The organism is Streptomyces sp. HUAS MS02 (assembly GCF_055702265.1).
The window spans coordinates 9,346,475-9,371,561 of sequence record NZ_CM146747.1; the positions used below are offsets into that span (position 1 = coordinate 9,346,475).

General features: G+C 71.0%; 21 protein-coding genes and 2 pseudogenes. 11 read left to right on the top strand and 12 right to left on the bottom strand.

Translation table 11 applies throughout. The annotated features are described in order from the left end of the window. Window positions 1–201: 201 nt before the first annotated feature. A complete protein-coding gene (locus tag ACZ9QC_RS40365; RefSeq protein ID WP_472917656.1) occupies window positions 202–450 on the bottom strand; it encodes a hypothetical protein in 249 nt (82 codons plus the stop codon). A 53-nt stretch (window positions 451–503) separates the two neighbouring features. Between ACZ9QC_RS40365 and ACZ9QC_RS40370 the strand changes: the two genes are divergently transcribed. Further along, window positions 504–920: a hypothetical protein gene (locus ACZ9QC_RS40370; protein WP_472917657.1), complete on the top strand. Its 417-nt coding sequence runs from the start codon at window positions 504–506 to the stop codon at window positions 918–920. A gap of 26 nt (window positions 921–946) precedes the next feature. Here the strand turns inward: ACZ9QC_RS40370 and ACZ9QC_RS40375 are convergent. The 3 genes and pseudogenes from ACZ9QC_RS40375 to ACZ9QC_RS40385 form a co-directional block, all read right to left on the bottom strand. Continuing rightward, window positions 947–1,237: pseudogene (locus tag ACZ9QC_RS40375) on the bottom strand (IS21 family transposase); the annotation flags it as partial. 34 nt (window positions 1,238–1,271) lie between these two features. Continuing rightward, window positions 1,272–2,135 carry an LLM class flavin-dependent oxidoreductase gene (locus tag ACZ9QC_RS40380; protein ID WP_472917658.1) on the bottom strand — a complete coding sequence of 288 codons (864 nt, stop codon included), beginning with the start codon at window positions 2,133–2,135 and terminating at the stop codon, window positions 1,272–1,274. A gap of 330 nt (window positions 2,136–2,465) precedes the next feature. Continuing rightward, window positions 2,466–2,651: pseudogene (locus tag ACZ9QC_RS40385) on the bottom strand (IS5/IS1182 family transposase); the annotation flags it as partial. A 784-nt stretch (window positions 2,652–3,435) separates the two neighbouring features. On the opposite strand from ACZ9QC_RS40385, the gene ACZ9QC_RS40390 reads away from it, so the two are divergent. Beyond that, on the top strand, window positions 3,436–4,935 hold the full coding sequence (locus ACZ9QC_RS40390) for an acyl-CoA synthetase (RefSeq protein ID WP_472917659.1): 1,500 nt from the start codon (window positions 3,436–3,438) through the stop codon (window positions 4,933–4,935). 127 nt (window positions 4,936–5,062) lie between these two features. Here the strand turns inward: ACZ9QC_RS40390 and ACZ9QC_RS40395 are convergent, their stop codons facing one another. Continuing rightward, window positions 5,063–6,682, bottom strand: coding sequence for an acyl-CoA synthetase (locus ACZ9QC_RS40395; RefSeq protein ID WP_472917660.1), 1,620 nt, complete (start codon window positions 6,680–6,682; stop codon window positions 5,063–5,065). Between the two features lie 168 nt (window positions 6,683–6,850). On the opposite strand from ACZ9QC_RS40395, the gene ACZ9QC_RS40400 reads away from it, so the two are divergent. The 5 genes from ACZ9QC_RS40400 to ACZ9QC_RS40420 all read left to right on the top strand — a co-directional run bounded on the left by ACZ9QC_RS40400 (window position 6,851) and on the right by ACZ9QC_RS40420 (window position 11,259). Then, window positions 6,851–7,651 carry a crotonase/enoyl-CoA hydratase family protein gene (locus tag ACZ9QC_RS40400; RefSeq protein ID WP_472917661.1) on the top strand — a complete coding sequence of 267 codons (801 nt, stop codon included), beginning with the start codon at window positions 6,851–6,853 and terminating at the stop codon, window positions 7,649–7,651. 107 nt (window positions 7,652–7,758) lie between these two features. Then, a complete protein-coding gene (locus ACZ9QC_RS40405; RefSeq protein ID WP_472917662.1) occupies window positions 7,759–8,700 on the top strand; it encodes a Zn-ribbon domain-containing OB-fold protein in 942 nt (313 codons plus the stop codon). After that, complete coding sequence (locus tag ACZ9QC_RS40410) at window positions 8,697–9,767, top strand: thiolase domain-containing protein (protein WP_472917663.1); 1,071 nt, start codon at window positions 8,697–8,699, stop codon at window positions 9,765–9,767. Before ACZ9QC_RS40405 ends, ACZ9QC_RS40410 begins: the two co-directional genes overlap by 4 nt. Beyond that, entirely contained in the window at window positions 9,764–10,930 is a 1,167-nt protein-coding gene (locus ACZ9QC_RS40415; protein ID WP_472917664.1) for a thiolase domain-containing protein, read from the top strand. The genes ACZ9QC_RS40410 and ACZ9QC_RS40415 overlap by 4 nt, the downstream gene beginning before the upstream one ends. Window positions 10,931–11,013: 83 nt before the next feature. Continuing rightward, a complete protein-coding gene (locus ACZ9QC_RS40420) occupies window positions 11,014–11,259 on the top strand; it encodes a DUF397 domain-containing protein (protein WP_033526253.1) in 246 nt (81 codons plus the stop codon). Window positions 11,260–11,312: 53 nt separating this feature from the next. Here ACZ9QC_RS40420 and ACZ9QC_RS40425 read toward each other — a convergent pair whose 3' ends face one another. Further along, on the bottom strand, window positions 11,313–12,233 hold the full coding sequence (locus ACZ9QC_RS40425; protein WP_472917665.1) for a transglutaminase-like domain-containing protein: 921 nt from the start codon (window positions 12,231–12,233) through the stop codon (window positions 11,313–11,315). A gap of 204 nt (window positions 12,234–12,437) precedes the next feature. On the opposite strand from ACZ9QC_RS40425, the gene ACZ9QC_RS40430 reads away from it, so the two are divergent. Both ACZ9QC_RS40430 and ACZ9QC_RS40435 read left to right on the top strand, forming a co-directional pair. Continuing rightward, the gene (locus tag ACZ9QC_RS40430; protein ID WP_472917666.1) at window positions 12,438–13,040 is read left to right on the top strand and encodes a CGNR zinc finger domain-containing protein; all 603 of its coding nucleotides are present in this window, start codon (window positions 12,438–12,440) and stop codon (window positions 13,038–13,040) included. A 68-nt stretch (window positions 13,041–13,108) separates the two neighbouring features. Then, window positions 13,109–13,606 (top strand): hypothetical protein, encoded by a 498-nt coding sequence (locus ACZ9QC_RS40435; RefSeq protein ID WP_472917667.1) that lies wholly within the window; start codon window positions 13,109–13,111, stop codon window positions 13,604–13,606. Window positions 13,607–13,724: 118 nt separating this feature from the next. On the opposite strand, the gene ACZ9QC_RS40440 is transcribed toward ACZ9QC_RS40435, so the two are convergent. Both ACZ9QC_RS40440 and ACZ9QC_RS40445 read right to left on the bottom strand, forming a co-directional pair. After that, window positions 13,725–15,692 (bottom strand): N-acetylmuramoyl-L-alanine amidase, encoded by a 1,968-nt coding sequence (locus tag ACZ9QC_RS40440; protein WP_472917668.1) that lies wholly within the window; start codon window positions 15,690–15,692, stop codon window positions 13,725–13,727. 235 nt (window positions 15,693–15,927) lie between these two features. Beyond that, entirely contained in the window at window positions 15,928–17,067 is a 1,140-nt protein-coding gene (locus ACZ9QC_RS40445) for an aminoglycoside phosphotransferase family protein (RefSeq protein ID WP_472917669.1), read from the bottom strand. Between the two features lie 235 nt (window positions 17,068–17,302). Between ACZ9QC_RS40445 and ACZ9QC_RS40450 the strand changes: the two genes are divergently transcribed. Beyond that, window positions 17,303–18,814 (top strand): DNA-binding protein NsdB, encoded by a 1,512-nt coding sequence (locus tag ACZ9QC_RS40450; protein ID WP_472917670.1) that lies wholly within the window; start codon window positions 17,303–17,305, stop codon window positions 18,812–18,814. A gap of 56 nt (window positions 18,815–18,870) precedes the next feature. Here the strand turns inward: ACZ9QC_RS40450 and ACZ9QC_RS40455 are convergent, their stop codons facing one another. Continuing rightward, on the bottom strand, window positions 18,871–20,301 hold the full coding sequence (locus ACZ9QC_RS40455) for a PP2C family protein-serine/threonine phosphatase (RefSeq protein ID WP_472917671.1): 1,431 nt from the start codon (window positions 20,299–20,301) through the stop codon (window positions 18,871–18,873). A 376-nt stretch (window positions 20,302–20,677) separates the two neighbouring features. Here ACZ9QC_RS40455 and ACZ9QC_RS40460 point away from each other — a divergent pair, with 376 nt between their 5' ends. Then, window positions 20,678–21,091: an SsgA family sporulation/cell division regulator gene (locus tag ACZ9QC_RS40460; protein WP_472917672.1), complete on the top strand. Its 414-nt coding sequence runs from the start codon at window positions 20,678–20,680 to the stop codon at window positions 21,089–21,091. Window positions 21,092–21,131: 40 nt separating this feature from the next. Here ACZ9QC_RS40460 and ACZ9QC_RS40465 read toward each other — a convergent pair whose 3' ends face one another. The 3 genes from ACZ9QC_RS40465 to ACZ9QC_RS40475 form a co-directional block, all read right to left on the bottom strand. Beyond that, window positions 21,132–22,238, bottom strand: coding sequence for a baeRF3 domain-containing protein (locus ACZ9QC_RS40465; protein ID WP_472917673.1), 1,107 nt, complete (start codon window positions 22,236–22,238; stop codon window positions 21,132–21,134). Window positions 22,239–22,399: 161 nt separating this feature from the next. Continuing rightward, window positions 22,400–22,930, bottom strand: a complete 531-nt coding sequence (locus tag ACZ9QC_RS40470; protein ID WP_472917674.1) for a DUF4232 domain-containing protein — start codon at window positions 22,928–22,930, stop codon at window positions 22,400–22,402. 124 nt (window positions 22,931–23,054) lie between these two features. Then, window positions 23,055–24,773 (bottom strand): alpha/beta hydrolase, encoded by a 1,719-nt coding sequence (locus tag ACZ9QC_RS40475; protein ID WP_472917675.1) that lies wholly within the window; start codon window positions 24,771–24,773, stop codon window positions 23,055–23,057. Window positions 24,774–25,087: the final 314 nt, after the last annotated feature.

Below are 25,087 nucleotides of genomic sequence, written 5' to 3' on the forward strand. Positions count from 1 at the left end.
CGTTCCGGACCGTCGCGCTGTGCTCTGGCATCCATTCCTCCACGGGCCGACCTACTGGACGACACGCGATGAAACCAGATCCACCACCACACGCGCAGTCACCGCCACCCGTCAGCGGGAGGCACAACCCCCTTGTCATCACTAAGAGTTGACCTCGAAGGGAGCCCAAGCTAGTTCGGTCAACGGGACATCCGATGCCCGCTATTGCGGGCCGATCCGGCCCAACGGCCACGCCTGATCGAAATCCGCGACAACCTGATCGCCCGCATTGCCGAGGCCGAACGCGAAGGCTGGGGCGGCGAGGCCGAAGGGCTCAAGGTCAGCCTGGCCGCAGCGAACGCCAAACTCGCCCAGCTCGACAACCTCATCGCCCAACGCGCTGCCGCCGTCGACCTCGGCATGCCCACCTTCGCCGACATCGCCGTCCGTACGACATCGGCCGACCCGCACCAGCCCTCAATATCCGTAGTCGCCGCGAAGCCGCACCACCTACGCTCCATCACATGCGCAGCGTTTTCGTGTTCCCCGCAGGTGAGCGAGCTGAGACCATCGCCTCTCTCGATCAGCACCTGCCCCAGCAGCGGGATCCGTGGACTCTGGACGGCAACCTATACATAGACATCGACGATGAGCAGACCGGCTACCTCTTCTCCGACTGGGATCCCGACGACGTCGCGGTTCTCGACGCGGCCGTCGGACACCACCCCAGCTGGGCGGTGCAGATCGATGTCACCGGGCGGATCGACGACACCGCAGAGGTTCACCAACTGGTCGCGCTGCTGCTTGAGCATGGAGGAGTGGCCACCGACGACTACTCCGCCCATCCCTGGACTCTGCAGGAAATCCAGTCCGGAACCGTGATCGACGGCCTGCGCTTCTTCGGCTCCCGCACCTACCACGAACTCCACCGCGAGTACTGAGACGACGGACTCGATCATCGCTCAGGCAAGTTCAGAGAAGTGACCCACGGCCTATGGACCCGCCGCCGACCAGCCCTGAACCGGGCTTTCGCCTCGGCAACCGTGCGGCGGGTCGTGCGTTCCCCGCCGGTGAAGCCCATCGCGACGATCCCCTTGTGCACCATATCCGAGTGGATCTTGTCCTGCGAACGGACCACCAGTTCCTCGATCTTCGGCAGATAGTCGTCGATCGCGCGGGCCCAGTGACGGCGCTGGTCGGGATGCTGACCAGCGGCCCGCATCTTCACATACCGGGCCACCGTGTGGTGGTCGACACCGATCGACAAACCCGGCACATCCTCGAAAGGCTGATCAGATCACCGGCGGCCCCGCCTCGATCCGGCGCATTACCGGAGGCAAGCGGTCCAGATCGGGGCCGATCTGGACCTGCCGTTCGTCCCACCAAGTGGCGCCGGCGTCACGCAGCGGACCGATCACATCCTTGGCCTTCACGGCATCCGAGGGCGTGGCACCGCCGAGCACGAGCTCGAAAGGCCGCTCGGCCCCACCCGCACGGTGCTTGCGCACATAACCGACAAGCTCCCGAACCGCAGCCACATCGGGCACATGGCCGTGCCGGGCCGTCTCGAAGAGAGGCACCGCCCCGTCCCACCGCGCTGCCCGCCGCATCGGCGGGCGACGCGGCCAGAACCCGCCGATCCACACCGGCGGGCCAGGCCGCTGCACGGTTGCGGGCAGCAATGTCACGTCCCGGACCTCGTAGTGCCGGCCACGATGGTCCACCGCCTCGCCGGACCACCAGCGCCTCAACAGCTCCAGCCCCTCGTCCAGCCGCTCGGCGAGGAGCTGTGGTTCGGCGGTGTCGCCGAAGCTGCGGTACTCGTCCTCGACCGGCCCGCCCAGGCCAGCTGCGAAGATCACCCGGCCGCCGCTGAGATGGTCCAGGGTTGCCACCTGGCGGGCAAGTTGCTGCGGACGATAACGGGGGACCGGCGTCAGTAAGGTGCCCAGCCGGATCCGCGAGGTCGCCAGCGCGGCCGCGGTCAGCAGCATCCAGGGGTCTGCGAAGGGGCGCCCTTGGTGTTGTCGATGCAGTACGTGGTCCCAGACGAAGAGTCCGTCCCAGCTGGCCTGTTCGGCGGCCGCCGCTACAGTCGCGACGTTACGGGGGTCGGCGAAGTCACCGAAGTTGGGGATGTTGATGGAGAAGCGCATCCGAGCAGGATGCGCAACCGGCCGCGAAGGAGCAATCGGATTTGGATCCAGGCGGTTTCACGAGAGGACCCCCGACGACACAGCACTACACGCCCTCCACCGGGAATCCCGACACTGGCAGCGGGACCGTCCCATTGGCTCCGCATCCGAGCGAAGCCCAACTGGGGCCACGGCCACCGCCGTGGGCGTTACGTACGACGATTACCTCGTGCCTGCGAATGCACTGATGTCGGGTGCTCTCACCCTCTGAGGAATGGACCGAACACAACGGGGCGCCAGAAAGTGGTACACGGCACAACATCTTCGACTCTGACGCTCGCATCAAAGACTTCAATTCTTTTGCCGACGCCGTGCTCGTCCCTGAGGGTGGGTGATGAGGCAGCAGGCGAGTTTGAGGTGGATGTCGGCTCGCCGTTCCCATCGGGTGCGCAGACGTGGGAAGCCGTGCAGCCACGCAAAACTTCGCACGACCACCCAGCGGTAGGTGCCCAGTCCCGTGTCGTGCAGGGTGCTGCGGGTGCAGGTCCTCCAGCGCTGCCTCCGCCCTGGGGTTGGGCCGAAGGGATGCCACAGGCGCCATCCCAGCATGGTGAGCGACTGGAGGGCTTCCCAACATGCCCTCGTTTTCCCGGTTGACGAGCTGCCGACCAATATCAGCATCCGACTGTGGCCTTTCGTGGCATCCCGCACGGCGACGTCCAGGGCCTGGTCGTGGGTACTGTCTGGCCCGAATACGCCGACCAGTACACCGCGCTTCCATCACCTGGTGACCCGGACCCCCACAGCAGGGTCCGAGCTCGGCAGGGGATTCCGAGCGGGCCGAGGCCCTGGCGCGACAGGCCGCCGACGCCGGCAGCGGTTGGGCCCTCGCCCGCCTGGCCAAGTGCAGGGCGAGCATCGAGGTATCGGCGTGCTCCTTGTCCGGGCCGGTCAGGGCGCCGTCCTTGCCCTACTGGAGCACCGTGTTCGCGCTGTTCCGGTTCTCCACGAACCGGAGGCCGCCGTGGATCTCGCGGCGCAGGTCGGGGCTGGCCGGGTGGTCGCATACGAAGGTCGTGCGCACGGCGGCGGACAGATCCCAACGTCGTCGGAGGAAGAAACGATTGAGCAGGTCGACACGTGTCCACGTAGTCCATACGGGTGATGGATCTTCCCTCAAGGCGACTCACCGTTCGAAGGTCGGGGTTGAGCGACTTCCCGCCATGTGCGCCGGACACCGGCCACGGGGGCCGACGCGCTTGACCTGGCTCGCGCGACGGAACGAGGATCGCGGCAGCACCTGGACGAAGGAGAGCGGGACATGACGGCTGGTCGCAGCGTGACGGTCGACGGGACGCTGCGGCGCAGCGCCCGGCGGACCCCCGCCCGCACCGCGATCCACTACGGCGAACGGTCCTGGACCTACGCCGAACTGGACGACGCCGTCTCCCGTGCCGCCCGTGCCCTGCGCGACGCCGGCCTCGCACCGGGCGACCGGGTCGCCGCCTACGGCCACAACTCGGACGCCTATCTGATCGCCTTCCTGGGTGCCGCCCGAGCCGGCCTGGTGCACGTCCCGGTCAACCAGAACCTCACCGGGGACGACCTCTCCTACATCCTCGACCAGTCGGGCAGCACCCTCGTCCTCACCGACCCGGACCTGGCCGTCCACCTCCCCGGCGGCACCCGCACCCTGGCGCTGCGGGACGCGGACGACTCGCTCCTCACCCGCCTCGCGGCCACCGAGCCGTACGACGGCGAGGAGCCCCGCGCCGAGGACCTCGTCCAGCTCCTCTACACCTCGGGCACCACCGCGCTCCCCAAGGGCGCGATGATGACGCACCGCGCCCTGGTGCACGAGTACCTCAGCGCGATCGCCGCCCTGGACCTCCAGGCGGGCGACCTGCCCCTGCACTCCCTACCGCTCTACCACTCGGCACAGATGCATGTGTTCCTGGTGCCGTACCTCGCGGTCGGGGCCACCAACACGATCCTCGACGGACCCGACGGCGACCGGATCCTGGACCTGGTGGAGGAGGGCCGCGCCGACAGCCTGTTCGCCCCGCCCACGGTGTGGATCGCCCTCGCGAACCGCCCCGACTTCGACACCCGTGACCTCGGCGGGCTGCGCAAGGCCTACTACGGGGCGTCGATCATGCCGGTGCCCGTCCTGGAACGTCTCAGGGAGCGTCTGCCGAAGCTGGCCTTCCACAACTGCTTCGGACAGAGCGAGATCGGCCCGCTGTCCATGGTCCTCGGTCCCTACGAGCACAAGGGCCGGATGGACTCCTGCGGGCGTCCCGTCATGTTCGTCGAGGCCAAGGTCGTCGACGAGGACGGCGAGGAGGTGCCCGACGGTTCTCCCGGCGAGATCGTCTACCAGTCGCCCCAACTCTGCGAGGGCTACTGGGAGAAGCCGGAGGAGACCGCCGCGGCCTTCCGCGACGGCTGGTTCCACTCAGGGGACCTCGCGGTTCGTGACGCCCACGGGTTCTTCACGGTCGTGGACCGGGTGAAGGACGTCATCAACTCCGGTGGCGTCCTGATCGCCTCCCGTCAGGTCGAGGACGCGCTCTACACCCACGACAGGGTGGCCGAGGTCGCGGTGATCGGCCTGCCCGACGACCACTGGATCGAGGCCGTCGCGGCGGTCGTCGTCCCCCGGGGCGAGGCGACCGAGGACGAACTGATCGCCCACGCCCGCGAGAAGCTCCCCCACTTCAAGGCACCGAAGCGGGTCTTCTTCGTGGACGAACTACCGCGCAACGCCAGCGGAAAGATCCTCAAGCGCGAGCTGCGGGACCGTTTCGCGCGCCCCTGACCGGACGCGCTCCCGACGGGGCCGCGACGAAGCAACGGCGCGGGGGCACCACCCGTGACCGTCTCACGGACGGGTCACGCGTCCGCCCCCCACGGACGGCCCAGGCGCCCCCCCAGGGGTGGCCGGCTCACGCGTCCGCCGCCACCGCCACCGAGCGCGCCCAGCGGTAGTCCGCCTTGCCGCTGGGGGAGCGCTGGATGGCGTCGGTGAGGACCAGCTGGCGGGGGATCTTGTAGCCGGCGAGCCGGGTGCGGCAGTGGGTCTGGATGTCCTCCAGCGACGGCCGGGCGGCCCCCTCGCGCAGCTGCACCACGGCGGCCACATGATTGCCCCACCGGACGTCCGGCACCCCGGCGACCAGCGCGTCGTAGACGTCGGGATGGGCCTTGAGCGCCTGCTCGACCTCTTCCGGATACACCTTCTCGCCACCGGTGTTGATGCATTGCGACCCCCGGCCGAGGACCGTGACGACACCCTCCTCGTCGACGGTCGCCATGTCGCCGAGGAGCACCCAGCGCTCGCCGTCCCGCTCGAAGAAGGTCTCGGCGGTCTTGCGAGGGTCGTTGTAGTAGCCGAGGGGGACATGGCCCCGCTGCGCCACCCGGCCGGGCACACCGACCGGGACCGGCTCGTACGTCGCCGGGTCCACGACCCGCGTACGGGAGTGCACGCGGATGCGGAAACCGTCGCCCGCGCCCGCGTCCTGGGTGGCCGTGCCGTTGAAACCGGACTCCGACGAGCCGAAGTTGTTCAGAAGCACCGCGTTCGGCACCAGGGCCTGGAACTGCCGCCGGACCGTCTCGGACATGATCGCCCCGGAGGACGACACACTGAACAGTGACGAGCAGTCGGTGCCCTTCAGCGGCCCGTCGAGCGCGTCGATCAGCGGGCGCAGCATCGCGTCGCCGACCAGGGACACACTGGTGACCTTCTCCCGCTCGATGGTGCGCAGGACCTCCTCGGGCACGAACTTGCGGTGGATCACGACCCGTTGCCCGAAGTTGAACCCGATGAACGCGGTGAGCGTGGACGTCCCGTGCATCAGCGGGGCCGTGGGGAAGAACGTGATCCCGTCGCCCCCGGCGGCGACCCGCTCGGCCAGCTCCTCCGGGGACTTCACCGGTTCCCCGGTCGGTGCGCCGCCGCCCAACCCCGAGAAGAACAGGTCCTCCTGACGCCACATCACCCCCTTGGGCATGCCCGTGGTGCCGCCGGTGTAGATGATGAACTGGTCGTCGCCCGAGCGGGCCGGGAAGTCCCGCCCGTCGGACGCGGCCGCCTCCGCCTCGGTGAAGGCGACGGCGTCGAGGGCGGACGCGTCCGGCGCGGGGGTCCCCACCCGCACCAGGTGCCGCAGCTTCTCCGTCCGCGGCAGCGCGGCCGCCACCCGCCCCGTGAACTCCGCGTCGAAGACCAGCCCGGCCAGGTCCGCGTCCCGGTAGAGGTAGACCAACTCCTCTTCCACATAGCGGTAGTTGACGTTGACCGGCACGATCCGCGCCTTGAGGCAGCCGAGCGCGGTCTGCAGGTACTCGACGCCGTTGTAGAGGTGCAGGCCGACGTGCTCGCCGGGCCGTATCCCGCCGTCGAGCAGATGATGGCCGATCCGGTTCGCCGCCGCGTCCAGTTCGGCATAGGTCAGCCGGCGTTCCGCGCCCGTACCGGGGATGTCGAGGTACGCGAGCGCCGCCCGGTCGGGGACGACGTCGACGACCGACTCGAACAGGTCGGCAAGGTTGTACTCCACCGCACTCCTCCTGACCTCGCTGCCCCTCGGTTGCCGGTCATCAGAGCAAAGGGCGGCACAACTGTGAAGAGTCCACGCACAGAAATCTGACTGTCTGTCAGAAAACCCTTGAAGTGCCGACCCGGCTCCTGCAACCTGTTCTCGTTTCCTGTGGACGGAGGACACCGGATGGGCGGCACCGAACACCTCACCGTGCGACGCGAAGGCGCCACACTGGTGCTCACGCTCAACAGGCCCGAGGCCAAGAACGCGCTCTCGCTGCCGATGCTGGTCGGCCTGTACGACGGCTGGGTCCAGGCCGACGAGGACGAGGAGGTCCGCTCGATCGTCCTCACGGGAGCCGGCGGTGCCTTCTGCGCCGGGATGGACCTGAAGGCCCTCGCGGGCAAGGGGATGGAGGGGCAGCAGTACCGGGACCGGCTCAAGGCCGACCCCGATCTGCACTGGAAGGCGATGCTGCGTCACCACCGGCCGCGCAAGCCGGTCGTCGCCGCCGTCGAGGGCCACTGTGTCGCCGGCGGCACGGAGATCCTCCAGGGCACGGACATCCGTGTCGCGGGGGAGTCGGCGACGTTCGGCCTCTTCGAGGTCAGGCGCGGGCTCTTCCCGATCGGCGGCTCCACGGTCCGCCTCCAGCGGCAGATCCCCCGGACGCACGCGTTGGAGATGCTGCTCACTGGTCGGCCCTACAGCGCGCAGGAGGCGGCCGGGATCGGTCTGGTCGGTCATGTGGTGCCCGACGGCACAGCCCTGGCGAAAGCCCTGGAGATCGCTGAACAGATCAACGCGTGCGGGCCGCTGGCCGTGGAGGCGGTGAAGGCGTCCGTGTACGAGACGGCCGAGATGACCGAGGCGGAGGGGCTGGCCGCCGAGTTGAAGCGGGGGTGGCCGGTCTTCGACACGGCCGACGCGAAGGAAGGGGCTCGGGCGTTCGCCGAGAAGCGGGCGCCTGTTTACAGGCGGGCGTAGGCGTACCGCCAGGTCGTGTTTCGGCTGCGGGTCCGTCGTGGCTGGTCGCGCGGTTCCTTGCGCCCCCGAAAACGTACGTGACCCTCTGTTCAAGGAGGCAAGCTTCGATGTCCGTGATCCTCAAGGCCCCCCTCACCGTCGAGTTTCCGTTCACCCGGTCCGTCGGCCCCGTGCAGAGCGCCTTTCTCACCGGGCTGCGGGAGCGGGTCGTCCTCGGGGTGCGCACGGGGGACGGCAGGGTGCTGGTGCCGCCCGTCGAGTACGACCCCGTCACCGCCGAGGAGATCCGGGACCTCGTCGAGGTCGCCCCCACCGGAACCGTCACCACCTGGGCCTGGAACCACGAACCCCGTCGCGGGCAGCCCCTCGACACCCCCTTCGCCTGGGTGCTGGTGAAACTCGACGGCGCCGACACGGCCCTGTTGCACGCCCTTGACGCGCCCGGCCCGGACACCGTCCGCACCGGTATGCGGGTCCGGGTGCGGTGGGCCGAGGAGCGGTCCGGCGCCATCACGGACATCGCCTGCTTCGAACCGTACGACGGCGGACCGGTGGAACCGGCGGGCCACAGTGGAGAGTTCCAGGAGGCGATCACGGGCATCGTCGCCGCCGCCCGCCTCGACTACACCTACTCGCCTGGACGCGCCCAGACCGGCTACATCGAGGCCCTCGGCGACCGGCGCATCGTCGGCGAACGATGCCCGTCCTGCCGCAAGGTGTACGTCCCGCCCCGTGGCGCCTGCCCGACCTGCGGGGTCGCCACGCGGGAGCGCGTCGAGGTCGGTCCCGGCGGCACGGTCACCACCTTCTGCATCGTCAACATCAAGGCGAAGAACCTGGACATCGAAGTCCCGTACGTCTACGCCCACATCGCCCTCGACGGCGCCGGGCTCGCCCTGCACGGCCGGATCGCCGGCATCCCCTACAACCAGGTGCGCATGGGGCTGCGCGTGGAGCCGGTGTGGACGCAAGGGGCCCGCTACCCCGACCACTACCGGCCCACCGGCGAACCCGACGCGGACTACGACATGTACAAGGAGCTGCTATGACGCGCGAAGAAGCCCCGGGAGCCCGTGACATCGCCGTCGTCGCCTTCGCCCAGACCGACCACCGGCGCACCACCGACGAGGTCTCCGAGGTGGAGATGCTCATGCCGGTGCTCCACCAGGTCCTGGAGCGGACCGGGTTGAAGACCGCCGACATCGGCTTCACCTGCTCCGGCTCCAGCGACTACCTCGCCGGCCGCGCCTTCTCCTTCACCCTCGCCCTCGACGGCGTCGGCGCCTGGCCGCCGATCTCCGAGTCCCACGTCGAGATGGACGGGGCGTGGGCGCTCTACGAGGCCTGGGTGAAACTCCGCACGGGGGACGCCGACACCGCGCTCGTCTACTCCTACGGCAAGTCCTCGCCGGGCTCCGTACGGGACGTCCTCACCCGGCAGCTGGACCCGTACTACGTGGCCCCGCTGTGGCCCGACTCCGTCGCCCTGGCCGCCCTCCAGGCCCAGGCCCTCATCGACGCGGGAGCCACGGACGAACCGGCCCTGGCGGCGGTCGGGGCGCGCAGCCGCGCGGACGCGACCGCCAACTCCCATGCCCAGCTGAGGGGTTCGGTGCCCCAAGGCGACTACCTCGTCCGGCCGTTGCGCACCGGGGACTGCCCGCCCATCGGCGACGGGGCCGCCGCCGTGGTCCTCGCGGCGGGGGAGCGGGCCAGGGAACTGTGCGAGAGGCCCGCCTGGATCCGGGGCATCGACCACCGCATCGAGGCTCATGGCCTTGGTGTGCGCGACCTGACCGACTCACCGTCCGCCCGGCTCGCCGCCGAGCGGGCCGGAGCCTACGAACGGCCCGTCGACACCGCCGAGTTGCACGCACCGTTCAGCTCCCAGGAGGTCGTCCTGCGCAGGGCCCTCGGGCTCGACGAGACCGTGCGCGTCAACCCGTCGGGCGGGGCCCTGGCCGCCAACCCGATCATGGCCGCCGGGCTCATCCGCATCGGCGAGGCCGCCGCCCGCATCCACCGGGGCGAGTCCGACCGGGCGCTCGCGCACGCCACCTCCGGCCCGTGTCTCCAACAGAACCTGGTCGCCGTACTCGAAGGGGATCCCCGATGAGCAAGGAGCCCGTGGCCGTCGTAGGGGTCGGCCAGACCAAGCACGTGGCGGCGCGCCGGGACGTGTCGATCGCCGGGCTCGTCCGGGAAGCCGCCCGCAGGGCCCTCGACGACGCCGAGTTGGGCTGGGCCGACATCGAGGCCGTCGTCATCGGCAAGGCGCCCGACTTCTTCGAGGGCGTCATGATGCCCGAGCTGTACCTCGCGGACGCGCTCGGCGCGGTGGGCAAGCCCATGATGCGGGTGCACACGGCCGGCTCGGTCGGCGGCTCGACGGCACTGGTCGCCGCAAGCCTGGTCGCGGCCCGTGTCCACGGCACGGTGCTCACCCTCGCCTTCGAGAAACAGTCCGAATCCAACGCCATGTGGGGGCTGTCCCTGCCGATCCCGTTCCAGCAGCCGCTGCTCGCGGGCGCGGGCGGCTTCTTCGCCCCGCACGTGCGCGCGTACATGCGGCGCAGCGGTGCGCCCGAGACCGTCGGTTCCCTGGTCGCGTTCAAGAACCGCAGAAACGCGCTGAAGAACCCGTACGCCCATCTCCACGAGCACGACATCACGTTGGAGAAGGTGCAGGCCTCGCCCATGCTGTGGGACCCGATCCGCTACTCGGAGACCTGCCCGTCCTCCGACGGGGCCGTGGCGATGGTCCTCACCGACCGGGCGGGCGCGGCGCGTGCCCCCCGGCCCGCCGCGTGGATGCACGGCGGCGCGATGCGCAGTGAACCCACCCTGTTCGCGGGCAAGGACAGCGTGTCGCCGCGTGCGGGGCGGGACTGCGCGGCCGACGTGTACCGGCAGGCGGGCATCGTCGATCCGCGCCGGGAGATCGACGCGGTGGAGATGTACGTGCCGTTCTCCTGGTACGAGCCGATGTGGCTGGAGAACCTGGGTTTCGCCGCCGAGGGGGAGGGCTGGAAGCTCACGGAGTCCGGGGTCACCGAGCTGGACGGGGACCTTCCGGTCGACATGTCCGGTGGGGTCCTCTCCACCAACCCCATCGGTGCCTCCGGCATGATCCGGTTCGCCGAGGCCGCGCTCCAGGTGCGGGGTCTCGCCGGAGAACACCAGGTCGAGGGCGCCCGACGGGTCCTGGGGCACGCCTACGGCGGCGGCTCGCAGTTCTTCTCGATGTGGCTCGTGGGCGCCGAGCCACCCGTCTCCTGAACCCTTCCCCTCGCACGGCCTGTGCGCGGTGGGGGCCGATCGCTAGTCTGGCGGGCGGACGACGAACCGGGAGGAGCACGGACGTGGCCGAGACCACCATGCAGCAGCGATCCCTCGATGGCTGGCACAAGCCGGCGGAACTGGACCTGAGCAACGCGGACTGGCGGTCGAGCAGCCAGGGGCGGGGAGATGTCCAGATCGCCTTTGTCGAGGGTTTCATCGCCATGCGCAACAGCGGCAGCCCCGAGAGCCCCTCGCTGATCTTCACCCCCGCGGAATGGGGCGCCTTCGTGTCGGGGGCCCGTGAGGGCGAGTTCGACCTGACCTGAGCCGCCGTACGTGCCGTGGGGTGGGCGGTCCGGCCGCCCACCCCACGGCGGCGTCAGCGCAGGGTGACCTCGCGCGGGCCGTTGTAGGGCGCCAGCGACAGCACGGTCCGCGGTGTCCGCAGCCCCTCACGTTCCGCGAACAGCTCGCGCGCCGCGGCGAAGCGCACCTCGTCGCCCACCACCGGGGCGACCTCGTCGTACAGTTCGCGGACCGGGTCGACGAGTTCCTGGCCCGCCTCCGTCTCGGTGCCCCAGATGTCCCACAGCAGCGTCTCGACCTTGTTCAGCGCCGCGAGATCGAGCCGGACGTTCCCGGCCACGAACCACTCCCCGTTCAGCGGCCCGTCCTCCGGCGGGTGCAGGCCGAACGTCCGGGCGTCCGCCTCACCCGCCCGGACGGCCCGCCACGCCTTGCCCGCCACCAGGAAGCGGTCGCGCGGTACGTCCATCGGGTCGAAGTCGATCCCCCACTCGTCGGCGACCAACGGCTCGGCCAACTGCGCGTCGGCGAACAGCCAGCCCCGCGCCGGGTCCCAGTACTCGGTGACCACATGGTCGCAGTGGAATCCGTTCTCCCCGAAGTACGTGGCGAAGCCCGAGCGCAGCCGGGCCGGCACGCCGAAGTGCCGCAGCAGCGAGCAGTGCAGCAGCGAGAAGTCGCGGCACACACCGACGAACCGGTCCCCGGGCTCACGGCGGTGCGTCAGCGGCGCGTCGTTGCGTTCGACGATGAGCCGCAGGATGTCGTCCAGGTAGCGCGTCTCGGCGTCGTCGTGCAGCCGCTCCCGCGCCACGGTGTGGCCGAACGTCCCGCCCTCGCCCCGATGGATCATCAGATCCCGTGCCACGCGGGCGAGTCGGGCCGGATCGCGCGGGAGGCCGGCGTAGAGCGGGGCGAGGTCGCCCGGGTCGGTGAACGCGCTCTGCTCGGTGTAGAAGGCGGCGACGTCCGGTGCGAGCTGTACGGGTGGCATGAGCGAACCCCCAGAAAGAATCGGCCGCGTGTTCGAATTACGGGCCGCTCCGCCTCACCGTGCCAAAATTCACCCGCAATTGTCCAGAATTCACGGGGGAATGCGGGGAAACGCGGGGAATGCGGGTGCGCGGAATTCTCCGCATGCTCCGCGCGCGTCACTCGGCAAGAATTAATGGATGTGGGCTCCTCTATCATTAGCGGCATGGAGTACTCGACCAGCGGGGACGCGCGGCTCGCCCTGGACCTCGCCCTGACCGTCCGCCACGACGGCAGCGGCGGTGTCGCCGACGACCTGACCGATGTCATGGCGCTCGCCACCTGGGTCCGCGCCCACACGGACGACCTCCCGGCCACCCTCGGCCCGGCCGTCGACGAGGCCATGCTCACCTCCGTCCGCGACCTCCGCGGCGCCGTCCGCGCCCTCTTCGCCCGCGCCGTCGCCCCCGGCGAGCCCAGCCCCGCCGACGCCACCCGCCTGCTGCCCGTCCCCGAGGCCCTGGCGCGCCTCAACGAGGCCGCCGCCCTCACCCCGACCGTCCCGGTCCTCACCTGGGGCCCCGGTGCCGACCCCGTCGTGCACCACCGGCCCGCCACCGGCGAGGACCCGCTCACCGCCGCCCTCGCCCGCGCCGCGCTCGCCTTCCTCGCGAGCCCCGAACGACATCGGCTGCGCGCCTGTCACGCACCGCGCTGCGTGCGCTACTTCCTCAAGGAGCACCCCCGCCAGGAGTGGTGCAAACCCGCCTGCGGCAACCGGGCCCGGGTGGCCCGCCACCACGACCGCCACAGGAAGACCTCGGCCTGACCGCACGGACGGTTCTCCCCGGCGCTCCCTCGGCTCCACCGTGGGACGACACGCCGTACCATTGCGGCATGTCCTTCCTCCGCCGCCGCAGCGCCACTCCCGCCGGGCCCGATTTCGACGTACTGGCCATGGATCCGGGCGACTGGCCGGGCAATCTCGGTGCCGGTCTGCTGCCCGCCCCCGACGGCAGCTGCCAGGGCGTCTTCCTGCGCTACGACCTCTACGGCGGCCGCGGCCCCGCGATGATCATCGGCAACCTCCCGGAGGGCTCCCCGGCGCGCGAGGTCGCCGACGGCGAGATCCCCTTCGAGGTCGCCCAGCTGCTGGTCGCCCTGGAGAACGAGGAGGACATCACCGTCGTCGGCTCCGAGGACCTCCCGGTGATGCAGGGCGACAACCTGCTGATCGTCCGCCGCCTCAAGCTCTCCGAGTCCCGGATCTCCTGCGTCCAGTTCGACCGCAGCGACAACGTCCTGGTGACCATCGCCGCCTGGGACCGCCCCATCACCGACGACCTCTACGCGCTGCTCAAGCCGCTCCCGGCGGAGCTGTTCCAGCAGGGCTGAGAGCGCGCACACGACGGACGTGCAACGCTCCGCCGGGCCGAAAACCCGGTGAGGACGAGCACGAGAAAGGGCCGGGTACGCACCCGGCCCCTCTTCGTGCCCTCGGGCGTCCCGCCGCTCACCCGGCCGGCAGCACCCGCACATCCGCCGCCTTGACGAACGCCACCCGGTGACCGAACTGGATCTCGTAGTAGAGGTCCTTGCCGACCACGACCCGGTGTCCGCTCGTGTCGAAGGTGACGGCGTAGTAGTACTCGCCGGGCACCAGGCCCCCGGTGACGTACTTCTGCCCCTTGAGGAGCTTGTACGGCCACGGGGACACCGCCTGCGCGGGCACCCCCGCCGGGTACGCGGACGCCTCCGGGTAGGCGCGGCCGTACACCGGGATGTCCGCCAGGCCGTCCCGGGGCGTCACGACCAGCCCGGTCGCGCCGACCGCCGTCGGCTTGCCCGGCGGGTTCTGGAACCAGGCCTTCTGCCCCAGGAACCAGATCGCCGTCCAGTCGCCCTGCCGCTCCGCCACCGCGTACTGCTGCCCGGTGGAGACCCGGGACCCGAGGTCGTTCACATTGGTCGTCGAACCGCTGCCGTCCGGCCGCAGCCCGATGTCCTTGATCAGGGGCGAGGTCACGTCGGGGCGGCTGTAGAGGCGTACGGCGCTGGAGCCGTGCACCGCGCAGGTCGCGCCGCCGGACCCGCAGCCGGTGAACACCGGCCGGTTGGCGGCGTAGTCCGGGAGGATCGTCACCATCGTGCTGTCGGCGCCGGACGTCGCTCCGAGCGGCTTGCCCAGCAGCTCGAAGTAGTGCCGCCAGTCCCAGTACGGACCCGGGTCGGTGTGCATCCCCGGGATCGTCGCCGTCGTCGGACCGGGCACGGTGTCATGGCCCAGGATGTGCTGGCGGTCCAGCGGGATGCCGTACCTGTCGGCCAGGTACCTCACCAGCCGCGCCGACGAGCGGTACATCGCCTCCGTGTACCAGGCGTCCGGCGAGGCGAGGAACCCCTCGTGCTCCAGACCGATCGAGCCCGCGTTGACGTACCAGTTGCCGGCGTGCCAGGCCACGTCCTTGTGCTTGATGTGCTGCGCGATGTGCCCGTCCGTGGAGCGCAGCGAGTACTGCCACGACACGTACGTCGGGTCCTGGACCAGTTCGAGCGTGGTGTCCCAATAGCCCTCGGTGTCGTGGACGACGATGTACCGGATGGGCTGCGAGTTCGGCCGGTCGGCCAGGTCGTGGTTGCCGTAGTCGTTGTCCCCGAACTCCTGGTACGGCGCCGGGATCCACTCACAGGCCACCGTGGTCGGGCACTCCGCCCCGGCGGCCGCCGCGCGCAGTCCGGACCGGGACAGCTGCCCGGTGTCGGGCGCGAGGTCCGGGTCGGCCGCCAGGGCCACCCGCTGACCGGCGTCCGTGACGCGCACGGCGCCGGCACGGATGACCGCGAACACCTCGTTCGCGTACGCCGCCGCCGTGGCCCGGTCGTCGGCACCCGAGAAGCGCGCCACCGCCCCGTACCAGTCCGCGGGATCGGCGCTCGGTTCCGCGCCGAGCTGCCGCTGGGCGGCGGCGAGCAGCGCGGCACCCCCCGCCACGTTCGCCTCGGCGTCCGTGCGCAGCTCCCGCGCGGGCAGACCGGTCAGCTCGGCCGCCTTCGTCAACGTCCGCAGCCGGTCCGGGAGTTCGGAGGGCTCCGGCAGCTTCGCCTCCGGCACGGTCAGCGGGCGCGACTCGTCGCCGCGCGCGTCCTCCGTGCCCTCGCTGTGGTGCGGGGCCTCGGCCAGGGCCGTGCGCGCGTCGGTGAGATGCATGGGTCCGTAGCCGCCGGTCACACTGGGCGCGCCGCCGTGCTCGTCCCAGCGGGACTGGAGGTACGAGACGCCGAGCAGGACGCTGCGCGGTACGCCGTACCTCTCGGCCGCGGCGGTGAACGCGCTCTGCAGACCGCCGGAGGAGGAACCGCTCTCCGGCGGGGCCGCGCCCAGCAGGGGCAGCAGCAGGACGGCGGGAGCCGCGGCGAGCGCCGCTCGGCGGACACGTCTGGGACGGGTGGTGGGCCTGCGATCGGTGGGGGATCCTCGCAAGGCGGCCTCCTCTGACGGTGGGGCGTTGGCGGAGTGGCAGACCAAAGGCTCCTCCCGCGGGCGAGGCCCGTGTGCGGAGGAGCGCTTCCGTGCTATCGGTCGGCCGACGATCCGTCAATCATGCCCCCGGAAGGCCGCTTCCCCGGTGATTGCCGGGCGCACGACCACCCCCGGGTCATGACGAAGGCCCGCGGCGCGGCCCTTGCGCAGGCACACCGCGGACCTTCGTATCCCCTCAGCGAGTACCGACCGCCGCCCGTACGGCCTTGCGGGCCAGCTGGCAGTCGTCGTGCAGCCGCCTGAGCAGCAGCCGCTGTTCCTCGCCGGACGGCGCAGCAGCCGGGTGGGCCTGACCCGGTGCCGCCGGGGTCGAGTCGTGCATCGAACGCTGCACGGCCGTCTCGTAGGTACGGATCTCACGGGTCAGTACGAGCATCAGGTTCACCAGGAACGCGTCCCGGGAGGCCGGACCCGCCGACTGCGCCAGCTGGCTGATCTGCCGCCGTGCCACCGGTGCGTCCCCGAGCACCGCCCACAGCGTCGCCAGGTCGTACCCCGGCAGATACCAGCCCGCGTGCTCCCAGTCCACCAGCACTGGACCGGCCGGTGAGAGCAGGATGTTCGACAGGAGGGCGTCGCCGTGACAGAACTGGCCCATGCCCTGACGGCCGGACGCGTGCGCGATGCCGTGCAGCAGCTTCTGCAGATCGCCCATGTCCCGGTCGGTGAGCAGGCCCAGCTCATGGAAGCGGGAGATCCGCTCCGCGTAGTCCAGCGGGGCGTCGAACGTCCCCACCGGCGGCCGCCACGCGTTCAGCCGGCAGATCGCGCCGAGCGCCGCCCGGATGTCGGCGCGCGGCGGCGCCTCCACCGGATGCCGCTGCAGGGCCGCCACCCGGCCCGGCATCCGCTCGATGACCAGGGTGCAGTTGTCCGGGTCCGCCGCGATCAGCCTCGGCGCCCGCACGGGTGGGCGGTGCCGGACGAACGAGCGGTATGCGGCTATTTCGTGCCGGAGCCGGTCCTCCCAGATGGAGGAATGATCCAGTAAACACTTGGCGACGGCCGTACTTCGCCCTGTGGTACCGACGAGCAGCACCGAGCGGCCGCTGCGGCGCAGCACCTGGACCGGAGTGAACTCCGGACAGATGCGGTGCACCGAGGCGATCGCCGTGCGCAGCTGCGCGCCCTGAGGGCCGGACAAGTCGATTCTCCCGCTGAGCGGTTGGGTGCCGAGCCCCGGCACGCGCCGCGGCCGGCCGCCGAGCACCGGGGCCGCCGTACGCGTGGGGTCGAGGTAGGGGCCGCCGCTGCCCGGCTGGCGGGGGTGCAGCGACCGGGGAGGAGCGGACACGGAGGACGATGCTGCGTACATGGGGGAGGACAGATCCCTTCGTGTGCCGGCAGGTCACGTGCCACCCGTCCCGGCCGTACCGGGGACACCCTGGGGAGTGCCCGTCGGGGCGACCGGGTCGGGGTGGCGCTTTCCTACCTGACACCGGATGGGCCCTGGCACACCATGTAGCGCACCCTGGCGAAGCCTGGCGAATAGTCCCCGAGCAACTGACAGCGGGCTACATTCAACTCAGCCGAGAACCTGGGGGCTTGACGTGAGCGGACAACCCAACACCCGACTCGCAGACCTGTTCGGCCTGGCCGGCTGGTCGAAGGGAGAGCTCGCGAGGCTGGTCAACCGGCAGGCGGCGGCCATGGGCCACCCCCAGCTGGCGACCGACACCTCACGGGTACGGCGGTGGATCGACATGGGAGAGATCCCGCGCGATCCCGTGCCACGGGTGCTGGCGGCGCTGTTCACCGAGCGTCTCGGCCGTGTCGTGACCATCGAGGACCTCGGTCTGGTCCGGCACGGGCGTACGGGGAAACGGCAGGGCGGCGGGAATGTGGAACATCCCGACGGCGTGCCGTGGGCGCCCGAACGGACTGCCGCGGTCCTCACCGAATTCACGGGAATGGACCTCATGCTCAACCGACGCGGCTTGGTGGGTGCGGGCGTCGCGCTCACCGCGGGATCCGCACTCAGCAGCGCCATGCACGACTGGCTGCACACCGACCCGGCCCTCGCGGCCGGCGCCCCCGACCTCGACAACCCCCTGCACGCCGACCCCGCCGGGTTCGACCGATACGAGGCCGCCCCCATCGGGTCGCAGGAGATCGAGGAACTGGAGCGCTCGGTCGAGGTGTTCCGGGCCTGGGACGCGGCCCGCGGCGGCGGGCTGCAACGCAAGGCTGTCGTGGGACAGCTCAACGAGGTGGGAGGCATGCTCTCCTACCGTCACCCCGAACACCTCCAGCGGCGCCTGTGGGGCGTCGCCGCCAACCTCGCCGTCCTCGCCGGCTGGATGTCGCACGACATCGGCCTCGAACCCACCGCCCAGAAGTACTTCATCATCGCCGCCCACGCCGCCAGGGAGGGCGGTGACCGGCCCCGCGCCGGCGAGGCCCTCTCCCGGGCGGCCCGACAACTGGTGCACCTCGGGAAACCCGACGAGGCGCTGGACCTCATGAAACTCGCCCAGTCCGGGTCGGGCGACCAGGTCCTGCCGCGCACCAAGGCCATGCTGCACACCGTCGAGGCCTGGGCGCAGGCCTCCATGGGCAAGGGCCAGGCCATGCGCCGCACGCTGGGCCAGGCCGAGGACCTGTTCGTCTCCGACCGTGGGGACGTGCCGCCGCCGAGCTGGATGCAGATGTTCAACGAGGCGGATCTGTACGGCATGCAGGCCCTGGCCTACCGCACCCTCGCGGAGCACGAACCGGCGGCGGCGCAGCACGCCCGGCACTACGCGGAGAAGGCGTTGGACCTCAGGACGAACGCCCAGGGGAGGTCGCAGATCTTCGACTACCTGTCGATGGCCTCGGCCTGCTTCATCGGCGACGACCCGGAGCAGGCGAGCGGGTACGCGCGTCTGGCGCTGGCGTCGATGGGCTCCAACTCCTCGCACCGCACCTGGGACCGGCTGCGTGAGATGTACCGGCTCACCGGTCAGTACGCCGGCTATCCGAAGATCCAGGATCTGCGGGAGGAGATCCAGCTCTCCCTGCCCAAGCCCCAGCCGAGGGCCTCGCTGCCGAAGAACAGGGGCGACATCGCCCCGGCGTGAGGGCATCACCCCCGGCGTGAGGGTGAGGGGCGGCGTGCGGGTGAGTGGCCCGTTCCTCAGGAGCTGACCCGGGCGACGAGCACGCACGCGTCGTCCATACGCTCCCTCTCGCCGAACTCCTCCACCACCGTCCGGACACATTCCTGGGCCGTACGCGCCTCGCCGAACCGGGGGGCCAGGTCCAACAGCCGCTGGACGGCTGCCTCTCCGTCCCGCCGGGGGACCAGTCCATCGGTGTGCAGGAGCAGCAGATCGCCCTGTTCGAGCGTCACTTCGGCCTGCCCGTAGACGGCTCCGGAGGTCGCTCCGAGCAGGACTCCGTCCGGCGGGGGCAGCACGCGCCCCGTCCCGTCGCGGAACAGCAGCGGGGCGGGGTGCCCGGCCTGCGCCCAGACGAGGGTGCGGGTCGCCGGCCGGTAGCGGCAGCAGACCGCGCTGCCGAGCGCCGGCTGCACGGTGGAGTCCAGTAACTGGTTGAGACAGGCCATCAGCCGGCCCGGTTCGGTTCCCGACATCGCCATGCCGCGGAGCGCGCCGATCAGCATCGCCATGCCCGAGGTAACGGTGACACCGTGACCGGTGAGGTCACCGACGCTCAACAGGCTGTCACCGCCCGGCAGTTCGAGGGCGTCGTACCAGTCGCCGCCGATCAGCGCGCTCGTCGAGCAGGGCAGGTAGTGGGCGGCCAGGTCCAGCATCTCGGGGCCCCGCTGCGGGAGCCGCAGAGGGCCGCGCCACGGCGGCAGCACGGCCTCCTGCAGCTCGACCGCGAGCCGGTGCTCGGTCTGCGCGATGTGCCGCTCACGGTGCAGCGAGTCACGGGTCTCGCTCACCGCCCGCTGGCTGCGCCGCAGTTCGCTGACGTCCCGCAGGACGGCCCACATGGAGGCCGTACCGCCGTCGTCGTCGAGCACGGGCTCGCCCATCATGTGCACGGTGCGCACCCCGCCGTCGGGGAGCACGATCCGGAACTCCCCGTCGATGCGCTTGGCGTCGATGAGGCAGTCCGTGACCATCGCCGTCAGCCGCGGACGGTCCTCGTCGTGGACCAGCGACGGCAGTTCGTCCAGGGTGAGCGGCGGGGCGGCCGGGTCGCGGCCGAGGATCTGGAACAGCTCACCGGACCAGCTCGCCTCGTCCGTCAGGAGGTTCCACTCGGCGCTGCCGACGCGGCTGAGCAGCGATTCGCGCCGGGAGGCCGGGGGTGGCGCGACCGGGAGACCGGCCGTGGCCGCGGGGGCGGGCGGCGGGGCAGGGCCGTCCCGCAGCTGCGCCAAGTGGTCGTCGAGGTCGCTCAGTTGATGCAGGGCCAGCTCGTAGAGCGCCCGCTGCCAGCGGATCTCGGGATCGGCTTCGTCGGCGGCCGCGTCGCGTCGTACGGCGTCCACGTCGCCCCGCAGCCGTCGCGTCTGCGAGATGAGCGCGTCGACCGTGCCGCGTCGGGGCGGCTGGGCGGCGGGACGATCCGCAGAGAGAGGGGACGGCATCACGTACTCCGATGGGGGACGGTACGACCAACGCTGACGTAAGGGCCGATTACGACTGTTGCACAGGCCCGCACGCGCTGTAAGGGATTTGGCAAGACACGATACGGCGGTGCTTCCGGCATATGCCACCGTCCTCGCGGTCGGGGGTGCCCACTGCGGTTCGATACGCGTCCCGAGGGTCCAAGTCGTAGGAATCGTAAGCGACTTGACGGGTCGTCGACCGCACTCACCTGTCTTTCATTCCCCTGTTCGAGGGGCGTATGTGCGAGCGCTTCCCCGGGTTCGCGAGTGACATGGGTCACAGAGATGAATCCAGGAGGTCGCGTCCTGCGAAACCTCTCGGCAGGAAGAGCTTCATCCGAAACGGAGACCGTTCATGACCGTCACGCTGGAACAGCCCGCCCGCGCGCTCCTCGTCACCGAGGAGGACCGGGAGATCCCGGTGCCCGCGAGCCTGCGCTATTCCTCCGACGATCCGCTGGCCGTGCACCTCGACTTCCCGGCCGACATCTCGCTGAACGGCTCCATGGTGACCTGGACGTTCTCCCGCGGACTGCTGGAGGAGGGCGTGCGCGCCCCCGCGGGCGCCGGCGACGTGCACATCCGGCCGGGCGGCCGGTTCCGCACGGTGGTGGAGCTGCACTCCCCGTACGGCATGGCGCTGCTCCGGTTCGAGAAGGCGGCACTGCAGCGCTTCCTGCTGCGCAGCTACACCGTCGTCGCCGCCGGGAGCGAGGAGGTGGGCCCCGCGCTCGACCGGGGACTGACGTCCCTCCTGCGGGGGGTCTGACATCCCTCCCGGTGGCGCCGCGGTGGACGCGGGGTGTGGCTCAGTAGCGCAGGACGCCCGCGATGCCCCGGGCGTCGCCGAGCGCGCCGTCGGGGACGAAGCGGACCTCGGCACCGGTGTCCAGACAGCGCTCGACGATCTCGTCCACGATGTCCTCGCGGACGTCGAGGTCGCCGCTCTCGGCCGGCACGAGATGCCCGTCCGTGCTGCCGCCGTCCGCGCGCACGGCCGCCTGGAAGTTCTCCTCGACGGCCAGGAGCTGGATCCGGCCCTGCCGCGCGTTCTGACGGACCTCGTCGACGCCCGCGGCGAACGTCTTGTGACCGCGCGCCGCTTCGAGCCGCCGTGCCACGGTGTCGACGCTCCTGCGGTCCTCGGCGGCGATCACGGGCCCCACCGCCTGCCACACGGCCTCCGGGGTGCCGTGCGCGAGACCGCCGTGGGGGACGTGGGTGGCGTCCCTGGTGACCGTGCCGATCTCGTCGAGCAGGGACAGCGCCGCCGTCTCGCCGGTGACGTAGAGGGGCCGCTGCCGGGTGCGCAGCACCCGGGCGAACGCGGTGTCGGCGTCGCGGAGGAAGTGCCGGGTGTCCTCGTCGCGGTAGGCGGACGGCAGGTCACCGATCCGTTCCTGCCGCTCGGCGTCGAAGTTGTCGCGGTCCCTGGTCATCGGGAACCCGCCGACGTGCGCCTCGGTGACACGGTCGCCGCCGCCGTTCCACAGGGTGACGCGGTCGGCGGAGACCGCGAGCACCCAGAACGGCCGCTCGGCGGCCTGCGCCGCCACCAGGTTCCGGGTGAGGAAGGTGTCCGAGAGCACCACGCGCTCCGGCACCGGGCGGGTCAGCGACCAGACCTGGTGCTCACCGGGCGCGGCGAAGATCACCAGGCCGTCCTCGGCGTGCGTCAGGTCCACTTCGGCCAGCGCCCGGTCCAGCTGTTCGACGACGTCGTGGCGCCGCTCCCGGGTGACGGCGGGATCGTGCTCCAGTCGCTTCTTGGCCTCGGCCACGACATTGCGCAGCCGGACCGGGTCCTGGGCGTTCTCGGGCTCTCGGCGGTGCGTCGGCGTCAGTACCGAGACCGCCGGGTAGGGCCGCGGGCGGCGCAGTTCGATGAGGGTCGCGGGGCTGAGGGCATGCTCCATTCCTTCACGATAGGACTGATTCGCGTATCGGGCATTTGGGGTATCGGATCCTCCGTCCGGACCTCCTCGACAGGCGCGGCGGAGCAGCGAACGAGCCCGCCGGAGCGCACCGGTGAGGGTGCGCGCCGACGGGCTCCGCGGCGCGGCGGCCGCCGTGCGGGTCAGCCCACTTCCTTCTTCAGTGCTTTGTCGGCGGCGGCCTTGGACGGCTTCCACCAGGTCGTCACCGGCTCCCAGACCTTCACCTTCCTGGTGGCGCCCAGCTGCTTCAGCGTGAACGTGCGGCCGTAGAGGTTGGGGTTGGCCGACACGGTGATCGTGCCGACGCGACGCGCCTCGGGGTCCTTGAGGTCGGCGATCGTGCGGACCGCGGCGTACACCGTCTTCCCCGCGCCGACCTTGTACGGGCCGCTCTGGCCGGACGGCACCGGCTGGGCCGCCCCGTCGAGGTCGCCGAAGTTGACGACGGGAAGGCGGTCGATCGTGCAGGTGCGGCTGCTGGTGTTCTTGACGCTGATGTGCACGATCCGCGTGTCCTTCGCCTGCTTGGCGCCCAGCTTGAGGACCTTCGACTTGCAGACCGGTGTCTTCGCGGCGGGCTGGGTGGCGAGCCCCTGAGGGGCGGCGGTGAGCAGGAGCGCGGCGCCGGCGGTGGCCACGGTGGAGACGGTGAGCAGGGAACGGATACGCATCGGTGGATTCCCCCAGGTTCGGTCACATACGGGTACGGCACGCGCAAACGTGACGTCTGCCCAGTGTGACGAGCAAGATGCGCCCGGGGTTGTACCGATTGCGCCCGTGTCGCGCGCCCGATGCTCAGTCGTCGACCCCGCAGGAACTTCCGTCGTCGGGCAGTGTCCCGAACAGCAGGAAGTCGTCGACCTTCGCGTGCACGCACTTCGACGACCCGTAGCCGGTGTGTCCCCTGCCCTTGTTGTCCAGGACGACCGCCGAGGGGCCGAGCCGCTTCGCCGTCTCCACGGTCCAGCGGTACGGAGTGGCCGGATCGCCCCGGGTGCCCACGAGCAGCATCTTCGGGGTGTCGACGTCCCGTACCTCCTCGCGGATGTAGTCGCTGCCCGCGGGGCGGCCGTAGCACATCAGCACCTGGGTGAGCCGGTACCGGCCGAACACGGGGGAGGCGTCCTCGTAGGCGGCGCGCAGGTCCCGCAGATTGGCGGTGATCTTTTTGGCGGAGGGCCGGTCGGGGTCGTCGGCGCAGTTGATCGCCATGAGCGCGGCGGGGAGGTTGTCCAGCGGGATCTCCTCGATGTCGACCAGCCCGTCGTGCGGGGTCGCGGAGGCGGACGGAGTGGGATCGGGGGGTTCGTGCGGGCGGCCCGGTGCCGCGACGCGGTACGGGGTGGCCGGCGCCGTGATGCTGTACGGGGTGGCCGGCGCCGTGACGCTGTACGGGGTGGCCGGCGGGGCGATGCGGTACGGGGTGGTGGGCGGGGCGAAGCCGCCGCCGGTGAGCGCCATGACGCCGCGCGTGTCGCCGTCGTGGACGAGCATGTTCAGCGCCTGGGTGAGCATGGGCCACAGCTGTTCGCTGTAGAGGGCGTGGCCGATGGCGCCCACCAGGTCCTGGCCCGTGAAGTCCGGCCCGAAGTCCGACGGCAGGGGATGCTCGTCCAGCGAGTCGACCAGCGCCACGACCTGCTCACGGGCGGAGCGGGCGTCCTGCCCGAACGGGCACGTCAGCTCCTCGGTGCAGGCGTCGAGGTAGTCCTCCAGCGCCTTCTGCTGGCCCTGGGCGCCCACCAGACCCTGCTCGGTCAGCGGTTCGCTCAGGGTGTCCACCCCGTCGAGCGCCATCCGGCCCACCCGCTGGGGGAACTGTGCGGCGTACACCGCGCCCAGCCGGGTGCCGTACGAGAAACCGAGGTAGTTGAGCTTCTTGTCGCCGAGGGCGGCGCGCATGACGTCGAGGTCGCGGGCGGCGTTGCGGGTGCCTATGTGCGGCAGCACCGGTCCCGAGTTCTCGCGGCACTCGGCGGCGGCCCGCCGCAGCCTTGCGAGCGCGGTCCCCGGGTCGTCGGCGTCCTCACCGCCGTCGGTGGCCTCCAGGGCCTCGTCGGTGCCGTCGCCGCAGCTGACCGGGGAGGAGCGGCCCACTCCGCGCGGGTCGAAGGTCACGACGTCGTAGCCCTTGGTGAGATCCATGAAGTCCTCGCCGCCGTAGGCGAGTTCGGGGACCCCCGGGCCGCCGGGGCCGCCGAAGTTCAGCAGCAGCGAGCCGCGTGCGTCGCCGGTGGCCCGATAGCGGGCCATCGCCAGGTCGAGGGTGCCCGCCTGGGGCCGGTTGTAGTCGAGCGGCACGGTGACCTTGCCGCAGCGCAGATCCCGGGGCATCTCCACGCCCTCGCACTTCGACCACTTGATCTTCTGGTCGTAGAAGCGGCTCAGGTCGGGCCGGGCGTCGTCCTGGTCGTCGTCGGCGCCCGCCGTCAGGGCGGGCAGCCCGGCGCCCAGCAGGGCGAGCACGGCGACCGCGGCTCCGGTGAGAGGGCGCCGTCTGTGCGTGGACCGCATGCGTGCCTCCAGGGAAGCCCGGCCGGGGCGGCCGGGGACGACCCCCGGATCACCATAGGCGGCCCCCCGGGGCCACGCCTCCCGGCGGGCGGACCGTCCGGGAGTGCCGTACTCTGCGCCGCGCCAGGAGGTCCCACCGGCGGTGCGCGGGGTCGCTCGTAAGCGTGAAACCGGCCGCCGGACCGGCCAAGCCGCGCCGCGAGGTCGGCCGTTTCCGGCGTCGCGGGCGTGAACGGGCTTCGGCGAGGATGCTGCGGGGCACGGCCGACCACCGTTGCCCGCGGTCGCACGGCGGCCGCGCACTCGCGACCTCA